This window comes from Novosphingobium sp. TK71, from assembly GCF_055361505.1.
In genome coordinates this window covers 2,268,208-2,292,213 of sequence record NZ_CM143962.1, presented here as the reverse complement: position 1 = coordinate 2,292,213, position 24,006 = coordinate 2,268,208, and the positions used below count along the sequence as shown (strand labels likewise).

General features: G+C 64.5%; 18 protein-coding genes. 12 read left to right on the top strand and 6 right to left on the bottom strand.

Features of this window, described 5'->3' with window-relative positions; translation table 11 throughout:
- Window positions 1-103 precede the first annotated feature (103 nt).
- Both ACXJ16_RS10635 and ACXJ16_RS10630 read left to right on the top strand, forming a co-directional pair.
- On the top strand, window positions 104-955 hold the full coding sequence (locus tag ACXJ16_RS10635) for a glycosyltransferase family 2 protein (RefSeq protein ID WP_165913271.1): 852 nt from the start codon (window positions 104-106) through the stop codon (window positions 953-955).
- Window positions 952-2,436: a lipopolysaccharide biosynthesis protein gene (locus ACXJ16_RS10630; RefSeq protein ID WP_185998054.1), complete on the top strand. Its 1,485-nt coding sequence runs from the start codon at window positions 952-954 to the stop codon at window positions 2,434-2,436. Before ACXJ16_RS10635 ends, ACXJ16_RS10630 begins: the two co-directional genes overlap by 4 nt.
- Window positions 2,437-2,441: 5 nt before the next feature.
- Here the strand turns inward: ACXJ16_RS10630 and ACXJ16_RS10625 are convergent, their stop codons facing one another.
- From ACXJ16_RS10625 to ACXJ16_RS10610, 4 genes are all read right to left on the bottom strand, one after another.
- Window positions 2,442-3,374: a glycosyltransferase family 2 protein gene (locus ACXJ16_RS10625; protein ID WP_463920646.1), complete on the bottom strand. Its 933-nt coding sequence runs from the start codon at window positions 3,372-3,374 to the stop codon at window positions 2,442-2,444.
- Window positions 3,375-3,507: 133 nt separating this feature from the next.
- A complete protein-coding gene (locus ACXJ16_RS10620) occupies window positions 3,508-3,678 on the bottom strand; it encodes a hypothetical protein (RefSeq protein WP_463920644.1) in 171 nt (56 codons plus the stop codon).
- A 121-nt stretch (window positions 3,679-3,799) separates the two neighbouring features.
- Complete coding sequence (locus ACXJ16_RS10615; RefSeq protein ID WP_463920643.1) at window positions 3,800-4,783, bottom strand: autotransporter outer membrane beta-barrel domain-containing protein; 984 nt, start codon at window positions 4,781-4,783, stop codon at window positions 3,800-3,802.
- Window positions 4,783-6,948 carry an ATP-binding protein gene (locus tag ACXJ16_RS10610; RefSeq protein ID WP_463920641.1) on the bottom strand — a complete coding sequence of 722 codons (2,166 nt, stop codon included), beginning with the start codon at window positions 6,946-6,948 and terminating at the stop codon, window positions 4,783-4,785. The genes ACXJ16_RS10615 and ACXJ16_RS10610 overlap by 1 nt, the downstream gene beginning before the upstream one ends.
- A 677-nt stretch (window positions 6,949-7,625) precedes the next feature.
- On the opposite strand from ACXJ16_RS10610, the gene ACXJ16_RS10605 reads away from it, so the two are divergent.
- The 3 genes from ACXJ16_RS10605 to ACXJ16_RS10595 all read left to right on the top strand — a co-directional run bounded on the left by ACXJ16_RS10605 (window position 7,626) and on the right by ACXJ16_RS10595 (window position 12,737).
- Complete coding sequence (locus ACXJ16_RS10605; RefSeq protein ID WP_054436586.1) at window positions 7,626-8,420, top strand: response regulator; 795 nt, start codon at window positions 7,626-7,628, stop codon at window positions 8,418-8,420.
- Between the two features lie 151 nt (window positions 8,421-8,571).
- Entirely contained in the window at window positions 8,572-9,513 is a 942-nt protein-coding gene (locus ACXJ16_RS10600) for an intradiol ring-cleavage dioxygenase (protein ID WP_324698090.1), read from the top strand.
- Between the two features lie 65 nt (window positions 9,514-9,578).
- A complete protein-coding gene (locus ACXJ16_RS10595; RefSeq protein WP_463920640.1) occupies window positions 9,579-12,737 on the top strand; it encodes an autotransporter outer membrane beta-barrel domain-containing protein in 3,159 nt (1,052 codons plus the stop codon).
- 93 nt (window positions 12,738-12,830) lie between these two features.
- Here ACXJ16_RS10595 and galE read toward each other — a convergent pair whose 3' ends face one another.
- Window positions 12,831-13,835: a UDP-glucose 4-epimerase GalE gene (gene galE / locus ACXJ16_RS10590; protein ID WP_054436580.1), complete on the bottom strand. Its 1,005-nt coding sequence runs from the start codon at window positions 13,833-13,835 to the stop codon at window positions 12,831-12,833.
- Between the two features lie 255 nt (window positions 13,836-14,090).
- On the opposite strand from galE, the gene ACXJ16_RS10585 reads away from it, so the two are divergent.
- Complete coding sequence (locus ACXJ16_RS10585; protein ID WP_185998046.1) at window positions 14,091-15,104, top strand: SDR family NAD(P)-dependent oxidoreductase; 1,014 nt, start codon at window positions 14,091-14,093, stop codon at window positions 15,102-15,104.
- Between the two features lie 51 nt (window positions 15,105-15,155).
- Window positions 15,156-16,466 carry a UDP-glucose dehydrogenase family protein gene (locus tag ACXJ16_RS10580; protein ID WP_132469408.1) on the top strand — a complete coding sequence of 437 codons (1,311 nt, stop codon included), beginning with the start codon at window positions 15,156-15,158 and terminating at the stop codon, window positions 16,464-16,466.
- A gap of 63 nt (window positions 16,467-16,529) precedes the next feature.
- Here the strand turns inward: ACXJ16_RS10580 and ACXJ16_RS10575 are convergent, their stop codons facing one another.
- Window positions 16,530-17,492: a PDZ domain-containing protein gene (locus ACXJ16_RS10575; protein WP_443478097.1), complete on the bottom strand. Its 963-nt coding sequence runs from the start codon at window positions 17,490-17,492 to the stop codon at window positions 16,530-16,532.
- 69 nt (window positions 17,493-17,561) lie between these two features.
- On the opposite strand from ACXJ16_RS10575, the gene ACXJ16_RS10570 reads away from it, so the two are divergent.
- From ACXJ16_RS10570 to ACXJ16_RS10550, 5 genes are all read left to right on the top strand, one after another.
- Window positions 17,562-17,819, top strand: a complete 258-nt coding sequence (locus ACXJ16_RS10570; protein WP_054436577.1) for a hypothetical protein — start codon at window positions 17,562-17,564, stop codon at window positions 17,817-17,819.
- Between the two features lie 164 nt (window positions 17,820-17,983).
- A complete protein-coding gene (locus ACXJ16_RS10565) occupies window positions 17,984-19,420 on the top strand; it encodes an O-antigen ligase family protein (RefSeq protein ID WP_443478098.1) in 1,437 nt (478 codons plus the stop codon).
- Window positions 19,417-20,547: a hypothetical protein gene (locus ACXJ16_RS10560; protein WP_324698100.1), complete on the top strand. Its 1,131-nt coding sequence runs from the start codon at window positions 19,417-19,419 to the stop codon at window positions 20,545-20,547. The genes ACXJ16_RS10565 and ACXJ16_RS10560 overlap by 4 nt, the downstream gene beginning before the upstream one ends.
- Before the next feature lie 549 nt (window positions 20,548-21,096).
- Window positions 21,097-21,759: a polysaccharide biosynthesis/export family protein gene (locus tag ACXJ16_RS10555; protein WP_324698103.1), complete on the top strand. Its 663-nt coding sequence runs from the start codon at window positions 21,097-21,099 to the stop codon at window positions 21,757-21,759.
- Between the two features lie 53 nt (window positions 21,760-21,812).
- On the top strand, window positions 21,813-23,978 hold the full coding sequence (locus ACXJ16_RS10550) for a GumC family protein (RefSeq protein ID WP_054436568.1): 2,166 nt from the start codon (window positions 21,813-21,815) through the stop codon (window positions 23,976-23,978).
- Window positions 23,979-24,006: the final 28 nt, after the last annotated feature.

Sequence of the window (24,006 nt, the reverse complement as noted above, 5' to 3'; positions counted from 1 at the left end):
AACCTGCCGGGTGGCCGCGATCGATGCGCGGTGGCTTTGAGGCGCGGGGGCTTGTGTGAGTAAGCTGGCCAGGCAGTTCATCTTTGCAGTTCTGCCGCGACCCGTGGCAATCCGGTTGTGGACCGGGCGCCAGTACCGGCGCTATGCGGGCCGATATCCCGAGGGCGAGAGGCGGCCGCATCCGCTGCGGGCCGCGCTGATCGTTTCGCTGACGTCCTTTCCGCCGCGATATCCCACGCTTCACCTCACGCTGCGAAGCCTGCTGCGGCAGGACACGGTGCCTGACCGCATCGTCCTGTGGCTGGCGCGCGGTGACGAGGAATCTCTGCCCGCTGCCGTGCGGGAACTGCTGGACGGGCGGGTCGAACTGCGGCTGGTCGACGACGTGCGCAGCTACAAGAAGCTCGTCTATGCGCTCGGCGCCTTTCCCGAAGCCTATATCGCCACTGCCGACGATGACGTCTTCTACAAGCCTTCCTGGCTGACCGAACTCGTCGATGGACAGGCCGGAACGAAGGGCGTCATCACCTGTCTGCGCGCGCACCGGCTGGAGATGGGGGCGGGCGGGGCGCTGGCCCGTTATGCCGATTGGGGCTGGGACGTTCAGGACGATGCCGCGCACGCTCCGTCCATCGATCTCATGCCCACGGGGATCGGCGGGGTGCTCTATCCGCCCGGGTGTTTCCATCCCGACGTGACGGAGCGCGAACTCTACGAGCGATACGCACCTTCCGCCGACGACTTGTGGTTCTACTGGTGTGCGCGCCGTGCAGGCGCGCTCTACCGGAAGGTGGGACCGCGCTTCGTGCAGATGACCTGGGACTTTTCCCAGGCGAGCCGCCTCTACGACGACAACATGCTGCAGAACGACGCGCAGATTTCCGCGCTGGTCAATCGTTTCGGCAATCCCCTGCTCATGCCGCAGGGCATTCCTGCGGTGGCGGTGTCCGAATGACGAGGGCCGGCAGCGACGATATCGGCCGCCGCGCCACGCGGGGGGTGGCATCCACCGCCGCATCCCAGATCGTCAAGGTGTTCGCCACGATGGCGACCACGATCGTGGTCGCGCGTATTCTCTCACCGGCGGATTACGGCATCAGCGCCATGGTGGCGCCGCTTACCGGCCTGATCCTGATCTTCCAGAACCTGGGGTTCACGCAGGCGGTCGTGCAGGCGCGGGATCTCGACCCGGAGCATTCCAATGCCCTGTTCTGGCTGAACGTGTTCGTCTCGGTCGCGGCGGCTCTGGTCATGGTGATCCTGGCACCGCTGGCGGGCTGGTTCTACGGCGATTACCGCGCGGGATATGTGACGGCGGCCACCGGGCTCACCGTCCTCGTCTCGGGGTTGAAGTTGCAGCATCAGGCCCTGCTCAACCGGGACCTTCGCTTCCATACGCTCAGCATCAACGATATCGCCGTGGCCCTGTCGACGTTCGTCTTCACCGCGCTGGCCGCGCTTGCGCTGCGCAATTACTGGGCGATCTGGCTGGGGGCGCTGCTGGGGGCGAGCGTCAGCACTGTTATGGTCTGGACATCCTGCACCTGGCGCCCGCGAATGGGCGCGCGCTTCGCCGGGGTGCGCCATCTCGTGGTGTTCGGAGCGAATCTTACGGGCTTCAATCTCGTGAACTTCTTCGCCCGCAATCTCGATAACGTCATCATCGCCAAGGCCGAGGGTGCGGACGCGGTCGGCCTGTACGATCGCAGCTACAAGCTCATGCTGTTTCCCCTGCAAAACGTGAACCAGCCGCTGAGCCGCGTCATGATTCCGGTCATGAGCAGGCTCCAGGACGATGCGGAACGATATCGGCGGGTCTATGAACGGGCGATCCGCGCTCTTGCGCTGCTGTCCCTGCCGGGCATCCTGGCGGCGGCGATCTGCAGCGATCGGCTCGTGCCTTTCCTGCTGGGATCGCGGTGGAGCGCCGCCAGCCCGATCTTCTTCTGGCTCAGCCTCACCGCGATCGTCCAGACCGTGCCCAACACGACCGGTTGGCTCTACATCAGCAGCGGGAAGACCCGGCGCATGATGTACTGGGGGATTTTCTCCAGCACGATCAGCGTGATCAGCTTCTTCATCGGGGTGCGCTGGGGTGCGGTGGGGGTGGCGGCCGCCTATTTCTTCGGCCAACTCCTGACGACGCCCGCACTTTACTATTATGCGACCAAGGGCACGCCGGTGTCCCAGCGTTTCCTGTACGAGGCGCAGGTGCCCTCATTGCTTGGGGGCGTCTTTGCCTGGGCGGTGGTTTCGCGGCTGGGGGAAGGTTTGCCTACCGTCGTCACGCTTACGGTTGCGGTCCTGTGCAGCTACGGAGGCACCGTTGCGGCCCATTTCTGCACCGCGAGCGGGCGGCGCGACATGGCGGAGATGATCCGGCTGGCCGCGAACCTGCTGCCGGACCGCTTCCGCCGCCATCCGCAGAAGGGCTGAAGGCATCAGCGCCGCGGCGTGAGCCAGGCAACGGCCTTCCGGTAGCCTTCCAGCCCGAATACCGCCGCGCCGAGCTTGGGAACCGGCGCAAGGTGCGCTCCCTTGCCGCCGAGCGAGAGGCTGCGCTGAAGCGCGCGGCGGCCCTGCGCCATATCCCCCCGCCGAAAGGCGCTGTCGGCAAGCCAGTAGAAGTATTCGCCGATGATCCGTGCGCGCCTTTCGTCCGGCACCGTGTCCGACGGCCGGCGCAGCAGGCTTTCGGCCACGTCTATGAGATCGCCGAAAGTGGAACGGTTCGCGGAGATGCGCAGGGGCGAATCGTGCTGGACATAGACGCCGCAACCACGGTCCGAATGTGCCAGCCGCGCGCCTGCGAGCGCGGCCCGGCACACGATTTCACCGTCCTGGTTGCGCCGCACCGCTTCGTCCCACCCGCCGATGCTGCGCACAAAATCGGTACGCCAAAGCACCGCACAGGGCGGTGTCCAGCGCCGACGAACCAGCCACCGGTCCAGCAGGTCTTCGGCGCTGCTATACCGTTCGCGCCGCAATTCCGCCGAAGGGACCGCTTCATTGTAGCGAAGCCACGGGCCGAATGCGACGTCGGCTCCGTTCTCCACGGCGTCCAGCAGGCCGCGAAAGAGGTCGCCCATCACGAAGTCATCGCCGTCGAGAAACATCACGTAATCGGTTTCGACAAGGGCGAGCCCGCGATTCCGGCTCTTCTGCGCGCCCAGATTGGCCTCGTTCACGATCACGGAAAGGCGCGTATCCGCGATGGACTGCGCGGCGGACCGGGTTTCCTCGCCCGTGTCGTCGACGACCACGATGACCCGCGTATCGACATCGGGCTGGCCGAACACCGAGCGGACCGTCCGCTCGATGGTATGCCCGGCCTGATAGGCAGGCACGACGACCGTGATGGAAGCCCGTGGCATCGCTGGCTCTCCTGAAGACGGGCAAAGTTGCCGTTCCCGGCGATTCTTACGGGTCTTCGCGGCGCGGGACTAGCTGGACGAAGGGGTGAGTCGCTCGTCCTTGTGGCGGCAGGAGCGCAACCGCCGCAGTCGTTCAGTTGTGGTGGCGCGGCGGACGATGATCGTCCCGGTCCCGGTGACCGTCGCGGTCGCCGTGTTCGTGCCGGGGCGGATGGTGGCGTCCGGGGCGGTCATCATGGCAGGCCGACAGCAGGATGGTGGTGGCGGAAAGGATGCCGAGGCCCCAGCCCAGTCTGCGGTACATGTGTTTCTCCTGTGCGTTCGGCGATTTGCCGTTGAGAAACAAATGGATGAACGCCTTGCCGGTTCCCGCTGATGGTTCATTTGCGCGCGGGCGGGCCCGGCATGTTCCGTCGGCTCCGCCGTCAGAATGCCTTTCGTAGCGAGATGCCGCCGGAAATCGTGTTGCCCGCGAGCGCATCGAAACTGCGAGAGGCGTAGAGGTCGAGATGGAGCCTGTCCGCCAGCTTCATGTTGGCGCTGATGCCCACCTCCCACCATCCGTCTGAATAGTGGCGCGAATCCAGCAGTCCGCTGCGGGGGATCTCTTCGAGGCTCTCGAACTGGCCGACTTTGACTTGCGAGACGGCGTTGCTGGTCCAGTTACGGGAAAGCGAGATGCCGGCATAATGGTCGCCATTTTCGCCGAACGCATGATCGAGGCGGACAGTGCTGCCCAGCGTCCATGTCGGTTCCCGGGTTTCCAGATCGACCAGGCCGGTTCCGGTGGGGGCGGGGCGGAGCAGGCGTCCCTGTGCGTAGGAACCGACGATCGTCGGCGTCACGAACCATCGGGGCGAAAGCGGGAAAATCCGTCCGAAGTCACCGCCCAGTGCATAATAGGCGCTGCTTCTGGCTCCCGAACTCTGGCGGCTTCCCCAGTCGGTGCTGATCTTGCCGTAGACCTGCCGGCCGTAGCTGGCCCAGCCGTCGATGACCCAGTTGTCGAAGTTGCCGCCCGCGCCAAGCGTGCCGACGTAGTAATCGGACGGGAGCGCGGTGTCGGCTTGGATCAGGGTACCGTGATAGCGCATCACGCCGCCGCGCACGTATCCGCGCCCGATCTGGCGGGTAAGGGACAGCGTCTGCCACGAACCATCGGGGCCGTCGTCGCGGTTGCTCAGCCCGGCGGACAGCGTGATCGTCCAGGGATCGACGGGTTGCGGGGGAGCCGTGTCGGCGGGATCGGCTGATGCAGCCTGCGAAGTGGCGTCGGTGGACGCGAGTTCGGGGGCAGGTGCGGCGGCAGTGTCCTGCGCTGTGGCAGTCTCCTGCGCTGCGGCGCAGCCGGGCCACCACGCTGCCGCAAGGCCTGCGCAAAGCAGGCAGGCCATCGATCTTGCGGGCATCAGGCCGCCTTTCGCAGGGTCGGATCGAAGGCGGCCGGAACCGTGACGCGGGCGGCAAATCCGTCGCCGCCATGAACGAAGCTTACATCGCCGCCATGGGCGCGCGCGATCGAGCGGCACACCGCAAGGCCGAGCCCGCTGCCCTTCTGACCCGAGGTGCGCGCCGTTTCGGAACGATAGAACGGTTCAAAAGCGCGGTCGAACTCGTCTTCCGGAATGCCGGGCCCGGTGTCGACGATTTCCGCCACGGCCTCGCCATCGTGCAGGCTCACGCGGACCCTTGCGCTCTCGCCGTACTTGATCGCGTTTTCCAGCAGGTTGCCGAGCAGGCGGCGGATGCCGACCGGATCGACATCGACCGGAATGTGCAGGTTGTGCTCGATCGTCACCTTGCCGCCGACAAGTTGTGCGTCGGCGACGCTGCCGGCGATCAGTTCCGCGAAATCGACGCGTTCGCGCGGTCCCGGGGTCGAGGCATCGCGGATGAAGGCGATGACCTCGCTGATCATGGCTTCCATCTCGCTCACTTCCTTCAGCAGGCCTTCGCGCTGCTCGTCGGGAACGTCCTCGATGCGGAAGCGAAGGCGGGTGAGGGGAGTGCGCAAGTCGTGGCTGATGGCGCCGACCATCGCGGTGCGGTCATCCACGAAGGCGCGCAGGCGGTTGCGCATCTGGTTGAAGGCATTGGCCGCCCGCCCGATCTCGGCAGGGCCGGACAGCGGCAGGATGGTGGCCGAGGGGTCGCGGCCGAGCTGTTCGGCGGCTTGCGCGAAGTCCTTCAGCGGAACCACGATGCGCCGGGCGAACAGCCATGCCAGCGGGCTTATGATCGCCAGCGACAGTGCGAACCACAGCATGACCCGCTTCTGCCAGGCGTTGGGGAAGGGCTCCGCGCGCGGCGCCACGGCCAGCCACTGTCCGTCGGGCTGGCGTGCGGCGGCCACGAAATCGCCTTCGATGAACGGCGGCGAGGTGAGCGCGAAGAAGCCGCTGTCGACGTGGCGGAAGGGGATCGGTTGCGGCGTGCCGGGAACGACGGGCAGCGGCGCGGAGTGCGTCGCGGCGGCAGGCGGCGTGGCAGGCGCTGCCGTTGCCACGGTGGTTGCCGGAGCGGCCGTGGATGCGAGCATGACCGGGGGTTGGGGAATCTGGAGAGACAGGGGGCGCGTTGTCGCGACGGGGGTCGGCAGCGGATCGGGCGTGGCGATCGGCAGGGTGGCGCGGGGAATGTCGGTCATCGTGGGCATGGCCGGCGAGAGAAGGCCCGAGCCCAGTCCAGCGGCGCCGCCCGGACCGATCATCCCGCCGGGACGCCCGCCGGGGCCGACGATCTGTCCGGGCTGACCGTCCTGGTTCGGCGTCCTGCCCGGCTGGGCGCCGGCGTTGCCGGGCTGTCCCTGCGAAGGTTGGCCCTGCGAAGGCTGTCCCTGTGAAGGTTGGCCCTGCGAGGGCTGGCCGCCGCCAGGGCGGCCGATGCCGCCTCCGGGGGCCTGCCCACCCGGCTGACCGCCTGCACCGGCGCTTCCGGGGCGGTGGCCGCCGGGTGCGGTGGCGGCGGGGATCGCGCCGCCGGGGATGCGTCCTCCCGGACGGGCTCCACCGGGCATGGCGGGAACGCGGGGCATCGAGCCGCCGGGAGGCATTCCGCCGGGGAAGTGGCCACCGGGCATTCCACTGGGCCCGGGGCTTCCACCGGGGGGAGGGCCGCCGGGAATCGACTGCGCTTCCGCCGAGCCGACCAGAACCGAGGACAGCGACGCGGGTTCGGCCTTGCCCTGCGCCATGGCGAGGGGCGAGCGGGTGTTGCTGGGCACGGCGACGCCGCCGACGGGAAGCTGGGTATAGAAGGCGAGAATAACGTCCTTGCCCTCGCGGCCGAGGCGGCTGGCGAGCGCGTCGCGCGACGATTCGGAAACGAGCCAGCCCTGCCCGCTCACGTCGGGCGGACCCATCATCGGCTTGCGTTCGAGCCGGTCTGGCACGTCGCTGGCGGTGAGGGCGCTGGCCACCTCGTCGATGTTCCAGCGTGCGGTCGGGCTGGGCGGCAGCAGCACGGTAAGCGCGAGCGTGACGAGTTGGGCGCCGATCAGGGCGCAGACCAGGATGGCGATCATCTGCATCGCCAGGGGAAGGCCGATCCGGTTCGAAAGGCGGGGCAGGTTCATTTCAGGCCCCATGCCACGAATTCGCGGCGATTTCGAGACGTCACCATGTGGCTGCGCGCCGTTCCGCTGCGGGATGGGGAAGAGAGATGCGGAGCGGGCTCGGAAAGGAGGGACACGTCCCTTCCGACCCCGCTCCGCGCCCCCGCGAGCCGGCACAAGGCCAGCCTGCGAGGACGGTCACCTCGGGTCCGTTCCAGCAGCGGTGCCCTCACTCGCGAGGCTGGAAGGAAAACTCTTGTCGCGCGGCGCCGGGCACCGCGACTGGGCTTGAGCGGCCGGTACCATGCGATTGTGTCACTATCGGGTCCGGTTCCGCACCATCCCCGATGCGTGGATATAGTTCCGGGGCCGTCGCAGGACAGGGCGGGTGCGACTACGTGACCTGCCGCTGCGACGGGCCCGGCACCGACCGGCGCCTTGGCGGTGGCTAACCGGACGGTGGTTCCGGCCGTATCGGAGACATGCAGCATCATTGCGGGAGTCGCGGGGGATGCGACGGGGTCCGCGCTGCAGGCCATCCAAGACGGAACCTGACGAACTGGGTTGTTCATGGCCATCTTGTTCGGCGCGGGACTTTGCCTGCGGATTTCACCGGCATTTCACGCCTGTTACGGGCTGTCACAAGCTGTAACAGGGGCTGAAATCCGGGTGGAACGCGGGGTTCCTATTGGCGCACAATGATCCTAGAACGTGCTCCGATGGACCTTCAGACCCGCATCCTCATCGTCGACGACGATGAAGGCATCCGCTCGCTGATCGGCGAGTTCCTGGGCAAGCATGGCTACGCCACGCAGACTGCCGCCGATCCTTCGGCGATGCGCGAACTGCTGGCGCGCGAGGATTTCGATCTCATCGTGCTGGACGTGATGATGCCGCGCGAAGATGGCCTTACCGCACTCCGCCAGCTTGGACCCGATGCGCCGCCGGTCATCATGCTTTCGGCCGTGGGAAGCGACGTCGATCGCATCGTCGGCCTGGAAATGGGTGCGGACGACTATCTGGCGAAACCGTGCAATCCGCGCGAACTGCTGGCCCGCATCCGCACCGTCCTGCGCCGCCGCGCGGCAGTGGGCGGGGTGGCCGAGCGGGTCGTTGCGGCCGCGCCTTTGGAAGCGACGCCGGTCAACGACGTGCATTCCGGGGAGTGTCTGCACTTTGGCGGATGGCGGATGGACCTGGGCCTGCGCCTGCTGTTCGATCCCGGCAACCGGCTGATCTCGCTTTCGGATGGCGAGTTCCGCCTCCTGCGGGCATTCGCCGAGCACCCGCGACGTGTCCTCACGCGCGACCAGTTGCTCGATTGGTCGCGCGGGGAAGACAGCGATCACTACGATCGCGCCATCGACGTCCAGCTTTCCCGCCTGCGCCGCAAGCTTGCCGAAGGCGATGGTGGCGGCGACATCATCCGCACCGTGCGCAATGAGGGGTATCTCTTCGTGCCCTCGGTCTCGGGCGACATTTCAGCCAGATGAGCATCGGCCGCCGGGACGGACCGTGCGGCTACAGAGATGAAATGCATCTGAAATCCGGTGGCAACTGCCGGCTTTCAATCCTCGTCGTGACCTGATCCGCGGCACCGGTCCTCCGGGCGTCGCGCGAATTGCGACACGAGGGGATATTTCAATGGACGACCATGACCGCGGGCTTGCCCATGATCTTCAGACCATCGGGCGGGCATTCGGCGAGAACCTGATAGGACGCCGCCGGGCGCTGGCCATTCTTGCCAGCGCGGGCAGTGTGGCGGGCGTTGCGGCATGTGGAGGGGATGACGGTGCCTCGTCTTCGGGAAGCTCCGGCTCGTCCAGTTCCACGAGTTCCACCAGCAGTTCCAGCACGACTTCGTCCAGCACTTCGTCGACCAGTTCTTCGTCCACCTCGTCGGGCGGAAGTTCCGCCGATACCTGCATCGCCGATCCCACCGAAACCAACGGCCCCTATCCCGCCGATGGCACCAACACGGCAAGCGGTTCGACCTCCAACGTGCTGACCGTGAGCGGTGTGGTGCGCTCGGATATCCGTTCCAGCTTCATCAATTCGACGACGACCGCCGCCGGTGTCGCACTGGAACTGACACTGCAACTCGTCGACGTGAACAACGGCTGCGCGGCGATAGAAGGCGCGGCGATCTATGTCTGGCACTGCGATGCCGCCGGGAAGTACTCGCTCTATTCGAGCGGCGTCACCACCGAAAGCTACCTGCGCGGCGTGCAGGTGACCGACAGCGAGGGGAAGGTGACGTTCACGACCATCTATCCCGCCTGTTACTCGGGACGCTGGCCGCACATTCATTTCGAGATCTTCACGGGCGGCCTGACTTCGGCAAGCACCGGCCGCACGGCCAGTCTCATCTCGCAGCTTGCCATGCCGGCTGCCACCAACACCGCCGTGTTCACCGGCGATACGCGTTATACGGCCAGCATCGCCAACTACAACGCGATCTCGCTGTCGTCGGACAATGTCTTCGGTGACAACAGTTCCGCGCAACTGGCGCAGATGACGCCGACGCTGAGCGGCAGCCTGACGGCCGGATACACCGGCACCGCGCTCATCGGCATCGCCGCCTGAATCTCCGGCGCCGGCCGAGAGGCGGCACCGGATACCGCTTTCACGCTCATCACGAGATTCCAGACATGAACTCGCTTCACACGTCTTCCAGCATCGGCGCGCTGGTCCTTGCCCTCGTCGCCGCTCCCACCCTTGCCGCCACAAAGGTTTCCACCGACACGACCGCGCCGCTGGTAACGTCCAGCGCAGGCGATGTTACCGTGACCGAGGACGGCACGATCACGCTAGCCGGCGGGTCGGCGGTCACCGTCGACAGCAGCAACGCCGTAGACGTCGAAGGCGGGCTCGTGCTCGACGATGCCGACGGTGCGACCGGCATCACCGTAAATGCCGGCACCACCTCGACGATTGCCGTTGGTGAGGACGGTTCGATCGCGGTGACCGAGGACTACGTTCCCGAGACGACCGGCTCGGACAGCGCCTCGGCCAGCAATCGCTACGGCATTCATGTCCTGTCCGGCGCGGCGACCAGCGGCTCGATCCTCAACGCCGGCACGATCACGGTGGAAGGCCAGGATTCCGGCGGCATCGTCGTGGACAGCGACTATGTGGGCGATATCACGAACACCGGCACCATCAGCGTGATCGGCGACAATTCCGTAGGCATCTCGACGAAGGCGGTGGACGGTGACGTTACCGTGGAAGGCACAGTCTATGCGACCGGCGCCGGGGCGACCGCGCTCTCGGTCGGCGGAGACGTGACCGGCACCGTGACCATTCAGGGCACGGTGGCCAATCGGGCCTCCTACACCGATGACGACAGCAACACCGTCGTGCTTTCACGCGCCGCGCTGCGCTCGGGCACTGCGACGGTGGACATCACCGGCAACGTTGCAGGTGGCATCTATGTGGCTGCTCCGCCGGTCGACAATGACAGCACCAACGACGATGAAGACAATGACGGTGTCGATGACGACGAGGAAGGCACCGGCGCGGTCGTGTCCTACGGCAATGGCCCGGCCATCCAGGTGGGCGGCACCAGCGACATCACGGTCGGCGGCGTTTCCAGCAATTCCGGGACCTATTCGATCGCCATCGACGGAACCGTCAGTTCCAACTCGTACTACAGCAAGACCGACGCCTATGGCCTGGTGATCGGCGGGCAGGGTGGCAACGTCACCCTGACAGACGGCATCGGCGTGACCGGCACTCTCAGCGCCACGACATACGATTCGGCGGCGACCGCCCTGCTCATCAACAAGGGCAGCACTGTCACCAGCCTCTACAACAGCGGCTCGATCGCGGCGGGCATCACCTCGCAGGGCGACGGTTCCTCCACCGCGGTCCGCGATCTTTCCGGCACGCTGACCACGATCGACAACACCGGTTTCATTTCCGCAACCGGCTCCGACACCGACACGACGACCGCGCTCGACCTGTCCGCGAACACGACCGGCGTGACCATCAGCCAGTACCTCAACGATGCGGACGCCGAGACCAGCGCGGAATATCTCGAAGACAACGACACGGATACCGATCCGACCATCTATGCAAGCATCACCGGGAACATCCTGCTTGGTTCCGGCAATGACACGCTCAGTGCTTCGACCGGCACGATCACCGGCGATACCTATTTCGGCAACGGCGATGACACGCTCAGCCTGTCCGGCAACACCGTCTACACCGGCGATGTCTACTTCGGCAGCGGTAGGGGAACGGCATCGCTTGCCGGCACGTCGAGCTTCGTGGGCACCATGGACTTTGCCGGAAACGACGGCACGCTGTCGCTTTCCGGCACTTCGGTCTATTCGGGCAACTTCAGCAATGCCGACAACCTGACCGTCACGGTCGGCAGCGGTTCCAAGCTTACAGCGAGCGAGGCGGAGAACATCAGCTTCGGCAACCTCATCGTGAAGTCCGGCGGTATCCTGGGGGTCTACGTCGATCCCCAGGAAGGTACGAGTTCGCTCATCAACGTGGCGAACGCGACGCTGGAAAGCGGGACCAAGATCACGGCCACAGTCACCGACCTCGGCGATGCCGAGGGCACCTACACGGTGCTGACTGCCAGCAGCCTCGATGTTCAGGGCACGCTGGACTCGACCGAGACCGACCTGCCGTTCATCTACAACGGCGAGGTTTCGACCGATGACAACAGCGTCTATCTTACCATCGAGCGCAAGACGACCGCCGAACTCGGCCTGACGCGCAGCGAAGCATCGGCCTGGGATGCGATCTACTCGACCGCACAGAACGATGATTCGCTGACGGCGAGCCTGCTCGACGTGGACGATTCGGCAACGCTCCAGACCCAGGTCTCGGCGCTGCTTCCCGATCATTCGGGCGGCGTATTCGATGCGGTGACTCACGGCGACCGCATGGCCGCGCGGCATCTTTCGGACGAATCGTCGATGTTCTCCATCTCCGACATCGGCGGCTGGTTCGAGCCGGTCTACTGGCGCACCAGCAAGGATGCGGGGTCGACCGCGGGCTACAAGGCCAGCGGATGGGGGCTTTCCAGCGGCGTCGAGCGGCGCACTTCGCTGGGCTACTTCGGCGTGTCCTATGCGTGGTTGCAGGGCAGCGTGACGGACAACGGCGGCACCGGGAATCTCGATGTGGGCCAGCATGACCTTGGCCTGTTCTGGCGCAATGCCAAGGGGCCGTTCATGGCGTGGGCGCGTATCGGCGCCTCGCGGATTTCGGTGGATTCGACGCGCACTTTCACCGGCACCATCGACGATACCGACTTCACCTATGCCGCGGACGGCAAGTGGAGCGGCTGGCTGTTCTCGGGCCTGGCCGGCGCGTCCTACCGCTTCGACATGTCGCGCCGTTTTAATCTCAAGCCCAAGGTCGAACTCGAGCAGTTCTGGCTGAAGGAGAACGGCTACAGCGAAACCGCCGACACCGACGCCATGGCGCTGACCGTGGCAAGCCGCACCAGCAAGGCCACCACGGTAACGCCGACACTGACGGCCTCCTACTCGCTGGGCACGATCTCTCCCGACTGGCACCCGCTGACGTTCCAGGTGGAGGCGGGCCGCCGCGAACTCGTCTCCGGCAAGCTCGGCAGCACGACTGCCTACTTCAACGGCGGCGACACTTACGATGCCGGCGATGCCTTCACGATCACGCCGGAAAGCCTCAAGGGAGCCTGGGTCAGCGAGGTCTCGATGCTGGCGGGCGGACTCGACTTCACGTGGAAGATCACTGCCCGCATGGAACGCACCAGCGACGCTACCGATCTTTCGACCCGCGCGTCTCTCAGCATCGCGTTCTGATCGGGCGTTGGCTGCCGAACGGATTGCGGCGCAAACCGAAAAGGCCCCGGCAGGACATCCTGCCGGGGCCTTTTTCGTTCATCCCCTTTTCGTTCATCCTTCGCGAATCTGGTCCAGCTTGCGCTCCCACGCGAGCGCGTGTTCGACGATGGTGGGCAGGTCCGCGTATTTCGGCGTCCAGGGCAGTGTCGCCTTGATGCGGCTATTGTCCGAAATGAGCGAATCCGGATCGCCCGCGCGGCGGCCTTCGAGGCGGCGGTCGATCGTGAGGTTCGTTACCCGGTCCACCGCATCCAGCACGTCGAGGACGGAGAAGCCCTGGCCATATCCGCAGTTCATCGTCAGCGACCGCGCCGGATCGGCGATCAGCGCTTCCAGCGCAAGGACGTGGGCATTGGCGAGATCGGATACGTGGATGTAGTCGCGCACACCGGTGCCGTCGGGAGTATCGAAATCGGTGCCGAATACGGCGACATGGCTGCGCTTGCCCAGGGCGGCCTCCACGGCGACCTTGATGAGGTGCGTGGCGCCCGCCGTGGACTGGCCGGTGCGGGCCTGTGGATCGGCGCCTGCGACATTGAAGTAGCGCAGCGCGCAGAAGTTGAAGCGGTGCGCCCGCGCGACGTCGCCCAGCATGATCTCCGTCATCAGCTTGGACATGCCGTAGGGATTGATCGGCAGCTTCGGGCTGTCCTCGGTAACGGGCGAAACCTCGGGAATGCCGTAAGTGGCCGCGGTAGAGCTGAAGATGAAGTGCGGCACGCCCGCCTTGACCGCGGCATCGATCAGCGCCCGGCTCCTGGCCGTGTTGTTGTGGTAGTACTTCAGCGGATTCTCGACCGATTCCGGCACGATGATCGATCCGGCGAAGTGCATGACGGCCTTTGTACCCTGTTCGGCGAAAATCCGGGCCAGCAGGTCGGCATCCTCGATGTCGCCTTCGTAAAGCGGGACGCCTTCGGGAATGGCGAAACGGAAGCCGGTCGTCAGGTTGTCGATCACGGCGACGGGCCAGCCGGCGTCCTTGAGCGCAAGAACGGCGTGGCTGCCGATATAGCCGGCACCGCCGGTGACGAGAACGGGGGGTCTGGAAGTCATGGTCTCGCTATGTCCGACGGCAATAGGGACTGGAAGGCAGTTTGCAGCCTTTTCGGAGGGATATGCCGCGCGTCACGGAGCGTCAAACGAAACGTCGAGGGGAACGGCGCCATAACGGTGCAACATCCGGAGACGAGAGCTGTCGGTGCAGTTCCCCGGCGCAGGGCCCTTGGCAATCGTTGCTTCATGGTTGATCTCTAGAAGGTGGGCGCCACCCCGCTCCGCCCAACCGCTGCCGTACCGACTGGAGTTTCGATGCTTTCCCAATCCGCCATTCTCGTGACCGGTGCCGCCGGTTTCATCGGCGCCGCCGTTGCCGAAGCCCTGATGGCGAAGGGAACGCCGGTGATCGGTATCGACAACATGAACGATTACTACGCCGTCTCACTCAAGGAAGCCCGGCGAGACCGGCTGGCTGCGCGCTTCGGCAATCTGTTCACGTTCCACCAGCTCGATTTCTCGGACATGGACCGGCTGACGGCGACGCTGGAACCCTACCGCTTCGAGGTGATCGTTCACCTCGGCGCGCAGGCAGGGGTGCGCTACTCACTCGAAAACCCGCAGGCCTATGTCGCCTCCAACCTTGCCGGGCACGTCAACATGCTCGAACTGGCGCGTGCGCGCCAGGTTGCGCACATGGTCTATGCCAGTTCCAGTTCGGTCTACGGCGGCAACGCCAAGCTGCCCTTCGCGGTGGAGGATCGTGCCGATCATCCCGTCTCGCTTTATGCGGCCACCAAGAAGGCGGACGAGCTGATGAGCGAGACCTATGCCCACCTTTTCCGCATCCCGCTGACGGGTCTGCGCTTTTTCACCGTCTACGGTCCATGGGGCCGGCCGGACATGGCGCTGTGGAAGTTTGCCGAACGTATCCTCTCGGGCCGCCCTATCGAGGTATATAACCAAGGCGAGATGTACCGGGACTTCACCTATATCGACGATATCGTCGGCGGGGTGCTGGCCTGCATCGACCGTCCACCCGCCGATGACGGGCAGGAAAAGGCGGGTGGGAGCATCAAGCCCCATGCGCTGTACAATATCGGCAACCACCGCAGCGAACATCTCATGCGGCTTATCGAGGTGCTCGAAGAGGCATGCGGGGTCCGCGCGGAACTGCAGTTGCTGCCCATGCAGCCGGGTGACGTCGAGGCGACTTATGCCGACATTACAGCACTTACGAGCGATACTGGATATACGCCCAGTACTCCGATCGAGGTGGGTGTGCCGCGCTTCGTTGACTGGTATCGGGGCTATGTCCGCACGCTTTGATTCCATCGAACCGGCGTGTAAGGGCGCCGTGAGCTGCAAGGTGGTGTTTACATGAAAATTGCGATGGTTGGTTCTGGCTACGTCGGACTGGTTTCAGGCGCCTGTTTCGCCGATTTCGGTCACGACGTCGTATGCATCGACAAGGACCAATCCAAGATCGATCGCCTGCATGAAGGCGTGATGCCGATCTATGAACCGGGGCTCGATGCCCTGGTCGCCAGCAATGTTAAGGCAGGGCGCCTCTCGTTCACGACGGACCTGGCCGAAGGCATCCGCGATGCCAAGGCGATCTTCATCGCCGTGGGCACGCCCTCGCGGCGCGGCGACGGCCATGCCGACTTGTCCTTCGTCTATGCGGTGGCACGCGAAATCGGCGAGCATCTCGCCAACGATGCCGTCGTCGTCACCAAGTCCACCGTGCCGGTCGGCACCGGCGACGAAGTGGAGCGCATCCTGCGGGAAAGCGGTACGACGCATCGCTTCGCCGTCGTCTCCAACCCGGAATTCCTCCGCGAAGGCGCGGCCATCGGCGATTTCAAGCGGCCCGACCGCATCGTCATCGGCGCCGAGAACGATTTCGGCCGCGAGGTCATGCGCGAAGTCTACCGCCCGCTTTTCCTCAACGAATCGCCGCTGCTGTTCACCAGCCGCCGTTCGTCCGAACTGACCAAGTATGCCGCGAATGCCTTCCTCGCGGTGAAGATCACCTTCATCAACGAGATGGCCGATCTTTGCGAGAAGGTTGGCGGCAACGTGCAGGACGTGGCGCGAGGGATCGGTCTCGATGGCCGCATCGGCTCCAAGTTCCTGCATGCCGGCCCGGGTTATGGCGGCTCGTGCTTCCCGAAGGATACGCTGGCCCTGCTCAAGACGGCGGAAGACTACGACAGCCCCGTCCGGATCGTCGAAGCCGTGGTGAAGGTGAACGATACCCGCAAGCGCGCCATGGGCCGCAAGGTGGTCGAGGCGCTCGGCGGCGCCGATGCGGCGCGCGGAAAGCGCGTCGCGCTGCTCGGCCTGACCTTCAAGCCCAACACCGACGACATGCGGGACAGTCCGTCGATCGCGGTTGCCCAGACCCTGTTCGACGCCGGGGTATCGGTCGTCGCCTTCGATCCGGAAGGCATGGAGCAGGCCCGCCCGCTGATGCCTTTCGTCGAGATGGTGGGCGATCCCTATGCCGCCATCGCTGATAGCGATGCGGTCGTCATCGTTACCGAATGGGATGCCTTCCGCGCACTCGACCTTGGCAGGGTCAAGGATCTCGCCAAGGCGCCGGTCATGGTCGATCTTCGCAATATCTACAAACCGGAAGACATGCGTTCGGCCGGCTTTACTTATCTGTCTGTCGGACGCGCCTGAATTTACTGCGAATTCGCAAGTGCGAAATGGAGCGGCGCGCAGGGTGCCGCTCCATTTCGTGTTTCAGTCGGGCTGCAGTGCGGGAATCGCCGAAACCGGGCAGCTTGCGGGCGCGGGGTGCGCCTGCATGCGGCGGATGCGTTCGGGCACGTTGCGATGGCTCGGATCGCGGAACCAGCGCAGCCAGTCGCGCTGGTTGAAGCGTCGCCAGAATTCCAGACCCTTTTCAATATCATAACCGGCGCATGATGCCAGTTCCACGCCGAGAATATCGGCGCGATCTTCCATGCTTCGGCGTTGGCCGATGCTCTTGGCATCACGGTCCAGCGCGATCACGTGGCCAAGCTCGTGCCCGGCTACGAGCGCGATCTCGTCATCCGTCTTGGTAAAGTCCACGAAGCGGGCGGTTACCGCCAGATTGTCGTCATCGGAATAGGCATCGATCCCGCCTTCGGTCTTGAGTACGAAGCGCACGCCGCAGCGCCGCAGAGGGGTTAGGCTCGCGCGGACTTCCTCGCCTTTGCGGTGCAGCAAGATCATGGCAGGATGATCGGCCGGCAGTGCCGCCAGCATCTCCTCGACACGCTCCGCCATGGTCCCCTTCGCATCGGTTGCATCGCGCAGCGTGGCCATCTGCGTGTCATCAATGGCGACGATCTCGTCAAACTCGCGGATTCCAGCCCTTTCTGCCGGGCTTCCGGCCGCGACGACCGCCACCTGCGGCAAGGCGGATAGCCCGAGGCTTGCGGTGAGCAGTGTCCGGTCGGCCTTGTTGTAACTACCTAGATCATCGATAGTCAGTCCCGTGGCGGAGGCTTCGCGGGGGCAGGTCTGACCTGCCGCCTCGTGCAATCGCCACTCCACGTTAGCCAGCCTTTTCATGACCGTGCGCAATGCAATCGGCCATGATTCGGTGTCGGCAGCAACGGCAGGGGGAACCGCAATGACAAGCATGAAACCGGCCAATGCTGCAGACGCGGCGAGTCGCTGCGCTTTCGGAACTAAGTGTTTGTGCTTGTGTTTCATTGTGCAGCGCGATATAGGGCGACAAGCCTAGTCGGTCTACAGATCGAGCAATAATAGGAGACAAAACACATGAAGTTTGGCTCTCTCGTGGCCGGTATTACGGCTGCTACGATGGTCCTCGCCCCGGTTGCTGCCCAGGCGGGCACCTCGGCTTCGGCATCGGTTGTGAAGCCGGTTTATGGCAGCCGCACCACGACTTCGGTTGACAAGAAGCAGAAGGCGACCGCTGGCGCCTACGTGCTTGGCGCTCTGGCGCTCGGCGCTGCTGGCTTTGGTCTTTACAAGGCCATCGACAATGGCAACGATAAGTCGAACGGTTCGAACTGATCGACCTGTCGACTAAATGAAAGCCTGGTCATCAACTCGTTGGTGGCCGGGTTTTTATGTATATGCAGGATCAAACATCTCGCCGACGCATCCGTAAGGCCCCTTCAAGGCACGTCAGCTCGCGTTCACGGAGAGATGTTTCTCGCCAGGGCGCGCTGAGCCAGTTGCTCGATGTCGCGGTCAGGCCAGATGCCCAGCTCTGCTTCCTTCTTGCAGCCGGAGTGCTGCTGGGTGGCGGAGGTCTCGGTGCGGCCTCGCTGAATTTCCTGATCCAGCTCGTTTCCCTGCTGATCCTCGCCGTCAACGGGCCGCGCGTGATCGAAGCGATCCGAGCCGCCCCCCGGCTGTTCTCCGTCCTCTTTGCCGCAACCGTACTGCTGCCGCTGTTGCAGCTGGTCCCGCTGCCGGCATCCATCTGGGCGCATCTGCCGGGGCGGGAGATCGTTACCCAGTCCTTGTCGCTGGTGGGCGCGCAGGACCAGAGCGCTCCGGTCTCGCTCGCGATTTATCGCACGGCCATCGCTGCCAGCGCCCTGATTCCCGCATTTGCCGCCATTGTGCTGGCCATCAATCTGAACGGTGCTCAGGCTCGCCGGGTGCTGGGCTGCGTTGCCGTGCTGGGCGGCGTGAACGTCCTGTTCGGCCTCGTGCAGCTGTCGACCGCCAACAGGGTCGGCAACTTCTACGCCAATGCCCGTCCCGACCAGCTCTACGGCACCTTCGCCAATCACAACAGCACCGGCCTTTTCCTGTGCCTGTCGCTGGTGGCGCTGGTGGCTGCATTCATCGCTCGGCCGGTGGACCGCGTACTTGCCCGGCTGATGCCGGTCGTCGCTGGTGCTCTGTTCCTGGTCGTGGCGGTCGTGCTCACGCAGTCGCGCTCGTCGATGGGTATTACCGCGCTTGCATTGATCGTTCTGGTGTTCCCGTTCTTCCGCGTCCTGCGCGTTCCGCTGGCAAAGCTCCCGCGCAAGGCGCTCGTCGCGATCGCCGGGGCTGTGCTCCTGCTGGCGGCAGTATTGGGTGCCATCGGTACGTCCACGATCGGTAATTCGCTTGGCCGGTTTTCCAGTCTCGAAGACGCGCGCGCGCTCATCTGGGAGGATGCCTTCAGCGCGGCGGGGCGTTACTGGCCGGTCGGCGCGGGCATGGGGTCTTTCGACGAGGTTTTCCAGGTCGACGAATCGCTGGAGAACATCCGCTCCGGCCGGGCGCGCCGCGCCCATAACGACTATCTCGAAATCGCGGTCGAGGCGGGTGTTTTCGGTCTCGGGCTGGTCGCCTGCTGGATGCTCTGGTTTGTTGTCCGCATCTGGAAGGGGCGGCGAGAGCCCGATGCCGCCTTGCGGTTGGGCGCCGGCGGCGTTCTGGCGTGTATCGCGCTTCAATCCGGGGTCGACTATCCGCTGCGCAACATGGCCATGATCTGCGTTGCGGCAGTGATGGCGGGGCTGCTCGCGCGGCCGGCATCGGTTCTGGAGGATTCCCCCTCGCGCATTCGTCGTTCGCGCAGGGAAATGGTTCCTGGCGTCTCGGGTGGCCCGGTCTGGCAGGCCGAGCAGCGCCCGGCGTCGGAACCCGGCCAGGATATCCCGGCGTGAAGAAGGTGCTCGGCCACACCGTGTGGATCGCAGCGCTTGCGCTGGTGGGCGTGGTTACTGCCGGCTTTCAGGCGGACTACCTCAGTCGCTACCGGTTCGGCCTTGCCGACGATATTCCCGATGCTTTCCGCTACATGTCGCTGGAGGTCAGCGGATATCAGGCGATGCAGGACCAGGGCGCCGCGGCAGCAATGCCGATCGCGCGCGAACTGGTTCGTCGCCGTCCCGTACCGTCGGAAAGCCTCTCGCTGCTCGGTGTGGCTGCATCGGCCCGGCAGGATGAAGCGCTGGCTTCCGAAGCGCTGGTCATGGCAGCCGGAAGAGGGTGGCGCGATCGTGTTGCGCAGCTCAGCATGGTCATGTTCGCCCAGTCGGCAGAAGCCCATCAGGTCGCGGCAGAGCGTGTGGCGGCGCTCTGGGGGGCGGGCGATGCAAGTGACGCCGTTTATGCGGCGACCCAGGCAGTCCTGGCCGAAGATGGATCTCGGGAGGCACTTGCTGCAATCCTCGGCAGCAATCCGCTTTGGCGAGGAGACTTCGTGAACTGGGCGGCAGGTGCCGTTGAGCCTTCGCTCTACTTGGACCTGTTACACCGTGCCCGCGCGCATGGCGCGCGTTTCGATTGCCGCAATATCCAGGGCGCCGCAGTCAGGTTGCTCCGCGGTGGTTCTGCGGAAGCTGCGGAAAAGCTCTGGTACGGATCGTGTGGGGCCGATGGCGAATCCACGAGCTTCGCATTCTCGCGGCCCGTCGGTGCAGCCAAGCGGGAAAGTCCTTTCGGCTGGAGTTATCCGAGCGATGGCGGCATCGATCGCCAGTTCGTCGATGAGGGGCGGTCGGTTGCGATCCGGTACGAGAATGGCGAGAATATGTCGCTGCCGCTCGCCTCGAGGTTCTCCGCCCTGAAGCCGGGCCCTCATGACGTCTCGGCTCGCTTCACCGGAGAGGCGCCTGCCATACGCATTGCCTGCAACAACCCCGGCAACGGCGCGGGCCTGATCATTCGCCTGCAACTCTCGGAAAGCCCTGCGCGGTTCGTGATCCCTGCGGGCACCTGTCCTGCACAGGCCGTCGATATACTGGTGCCGAGCGGGAGCGGTACTGTTTCCTCCATCGTGGTCGAGTGATCCGACCCCTTCGCCGGTCTCGGGGCCGGCGAACTTTTGTGCGGGTTCGGCGGCGAATTCCGCACTGCACAATCGTTTGTTTGACCGTGCCGACGCAAGGCTCGCACGGCACATGGTGTTTCTGCGGGGGGTATGGCTCGGGCGCATCGGCGCGCTGCATGATCTATCCCGCAGTAAAACGCGGTTTTACAATCCATTATAAGCAGGCCGCCATTCTGGGCGGCTATATTGCGCTGCACTCCAAATCGGGTTAGGCACAATTACGAACGAGACAAGCCGGGGATCACATCGAATGCAAGCAAGTCGGTCGGTGCGTTCCCGCCAGGTTTCGGCGAGGGACGGAACTCGTTTCACGTGCCGTCCGAGCATCGAGCCATGATCCTGTTCGGGACGAATGTCCTGACACGTTCCATTCCGAGGAAACCCGGAATTGTCATCCCATCAAGTAGAACGCAGCCGTCCGGGCCGGGCCAGATGGTCCACGGCCGGGCTGTCGCATGGAGACAGGCAGTGTTGCCAAGAATTCTGACGTGTGTGGCTGGCGTTGGGTTGGTCGCAGGTTGCGCCGCGCCCTACAAGGCTTCGCCCACGATCCCGGCTGCCGCCGAAGCCTACGCCATGATGAACGGCGCGGCGGAACAGGTTAAGAGCGGCCCCTATCGCATCAGCCCGGAAGATACGTTGAGCGTCAACGTGTTCTTCGAACCCGATCTTTCGGTTGCCAATGTCAAGGTCGACCCCTCGGGGCAGATCGCCCTTCCGGGCATTGGCCCGATGAAGGCCGAGGACCTGACCACGACGGAACTGGCGAACGCTATCGCAGGGTCATTGCGGGGGCGCCTGCTGCGTGACCCGCAGGTTGCCGTTTCAGTGACGAGTTCGGCACGTCAGCGTGTCGTGGTGACCGGTCAGGTCCAGAAGCCGGGCGTGTACGAGATCAGCCTCGATACCACGCTGATCGAAACGGTTGCCCGTGCGGGCGGCGAAACGGAGATCGCCAAGCTCGACGAAGTGATCGTCTTCCGCACGATCAATGGCCAGCGCATGGCGGCCCGCTTCGATGTCGCCGCACTCATGAGCGGTGAACAGCCGGATATTCCGATTCTGGGGAATGACGTGGTTGTCGTCGGCTATTCGTCGTCGCGTGCGTTCTGGCGAGACCTGAGGCAGATGGTCCCGGTCTTCGCGCTCTTCCGGCCCCTGGTGATGTGAAAAAGGTCTCGATAGAGATGAACAATCCATATCCGTCCGCACCGGAAGGGGCGATGAACATCAACGACCGCTTTGCCGGGGCATACGATGCCGCCGGCTTCGGCGGCGTCGATCTGAACCTCAATGCGATCCGCGCCGCCATTATCCGCAATCGCTGGATCCTGATCGGCACGGCCATCGCCTGCCTTCTCGTCGGCGTGCTCGTGGCCATGCTTTCCACGCCGATCTATGAGGCGAAGACCACCCTCCAGATCGAGCAGCAGGCGCCGCAGGTTCTCGGCAATTCCGGCCAGTCTTTGGACGAATCCGGCCGGGACGACAGCTATATCGAAACCCAGGTGAACCTGCTTTCCAGCCGTTCGCTGGTCGAACGGGTGGCCCGCGCGCAGAACCTCTTCCGCGATGCCACGTTCTTCACGCGGATGGACCGCGATCCCCCGACGAGCGCTCCGGGAAGCGAAGGCTGGCAGCGTGCCGTCATCGACATGCTTCAGTCCAACCTTTCGGTTGAGCTGATACCGGGCACCCGCCTCGTCGAAGTCCACTTCACCAGCCCGGACCCCAAGCTGGCGCAGATCATCGCCAACGAGTTCGGCGTCCAGTTCATCAACAGCACGCTGAAGCGTCGCTTCGACACTTCGGACTATTCCCGCAAGTTCCTTCAGGACCAGATCGAACGTACCCGGGTCCAGCTTGAACGCAGCGAACGCGCGCTCATCATTTTCGCCCAGCAGGCTGGCATCACCGAAGTTGATAGCGGTGGTTCGGGAAGTGCTGCGGGTGGATCCGGCAGCAAGTCGCTGACCGATTCGAACCTCGAAGCCATCAATGCTGCCTACGCCAAGGCTTCGACCGACCGCATCCTTGCTGAGCAGAAATGGCAACAGGCCTCGCGCTCACCGCTTCTGCAAATCCCCGATGTGCTCTCCAATTCGAGCATCCAGGGCATGATGAGCAGCCGCGGCGAGAAGGCTGCCGTCCTCCAGGGCGAAATGCAGCGCCACGCGGAGGCCTATCCCACGGTCATCAAGGCAAAGGCTGAACTCGCCGCGATCGATGCGGTGATCAACAATGCCGCGGAGCGTGTGCGCGGGTCCATCCGCGACCAGTACCAGATCGCTGTAGACCAGGAAAACAGCCTCAAGAGCAGCGTCGAGGAGATGCGCCAGAAGAGCCTGGCCGAGCAGGGACGCGGCGTGCAACTGTCGATCCTGCGCCGCGATGCCGATACCAATCGTGCGCTTTATGATGCCCTGCTGCAGCGTTATCGTGAGATCAATGCTGCTTCGGGCGTCACGATCAACAATATCTCGGTGATCGACAAGGCGGAAATTCCGCGTTCGCCGGTCTGGCCCAAGCCGCTGTTCAACGCGTTGATCGGCGCCATCATCGGCGTCGTGCTCGGTGTGCTCATCGCGCTCGTCCGTGAACGGCTTGACGACAGCATCCGCTCTCCGGACGAAGTGGAGCGCAAGTTCGGGCTTCCGCTGCTCGGGCTGCTGCCGCTTTCCAAGGCCGGCAGTGTGCGCGACGAACTCAACGATCCCGGTTCGGCGTTCTCTGAATCGATCTACTCCATTCGCACCTCGCTCCAGATGGCGACGGCGCACGGCCTGCCGCGCACGCTGGCCATGTCCAGCACGCAGCAGGGTGAAGGCAAGTCGACCACCTCCATGGCGATTGCACGGGAGATCGCACAGTCGGGCTCGCGTACGCTGCTGATCGACGCCGATTTGCGACGTCCATCGCTTCATGCGCTGTTCGACCTGAAAAACGACCAGGGGTTCTCCAACTACCTGACCGGCCAGGCTCCGTTCGACGGCCTGATCGTCCAGACCGATACGGCGAACCTGTCAGTGCTGCCCAGCGGACCGCTTCCGCTCAGCGCGCCGCGCCTGCTGACTCATGAAGTTCTCGTGCCGGCGCTTGCCGAACTCGGGAAGTATTATGACGTCATCATGCTTGACTGTCCGCCGGTCCTCGGCCTGGCCGACGCTCTTCAGCTGACCTCCTGCGTCGAGGCAACGCTGTTCGCGCACGAAGCGGGCAAGGCTAGCCAGCACCAGGCCCAGACCGCCCTGCGGCGTCTGGCCCGTGGCGGCGCGAACCTGATCGGGGTCATCCTGACCAAGTTCGACTTCGATCGCGGTGGCCATTCGTCTTACGGCTACACGCAGTATTACTATCAGTACACGGCGGGTGGAGAAGGAAAGAACTGAGCGTGGCCTCGGCAAGCATGCCTGTATC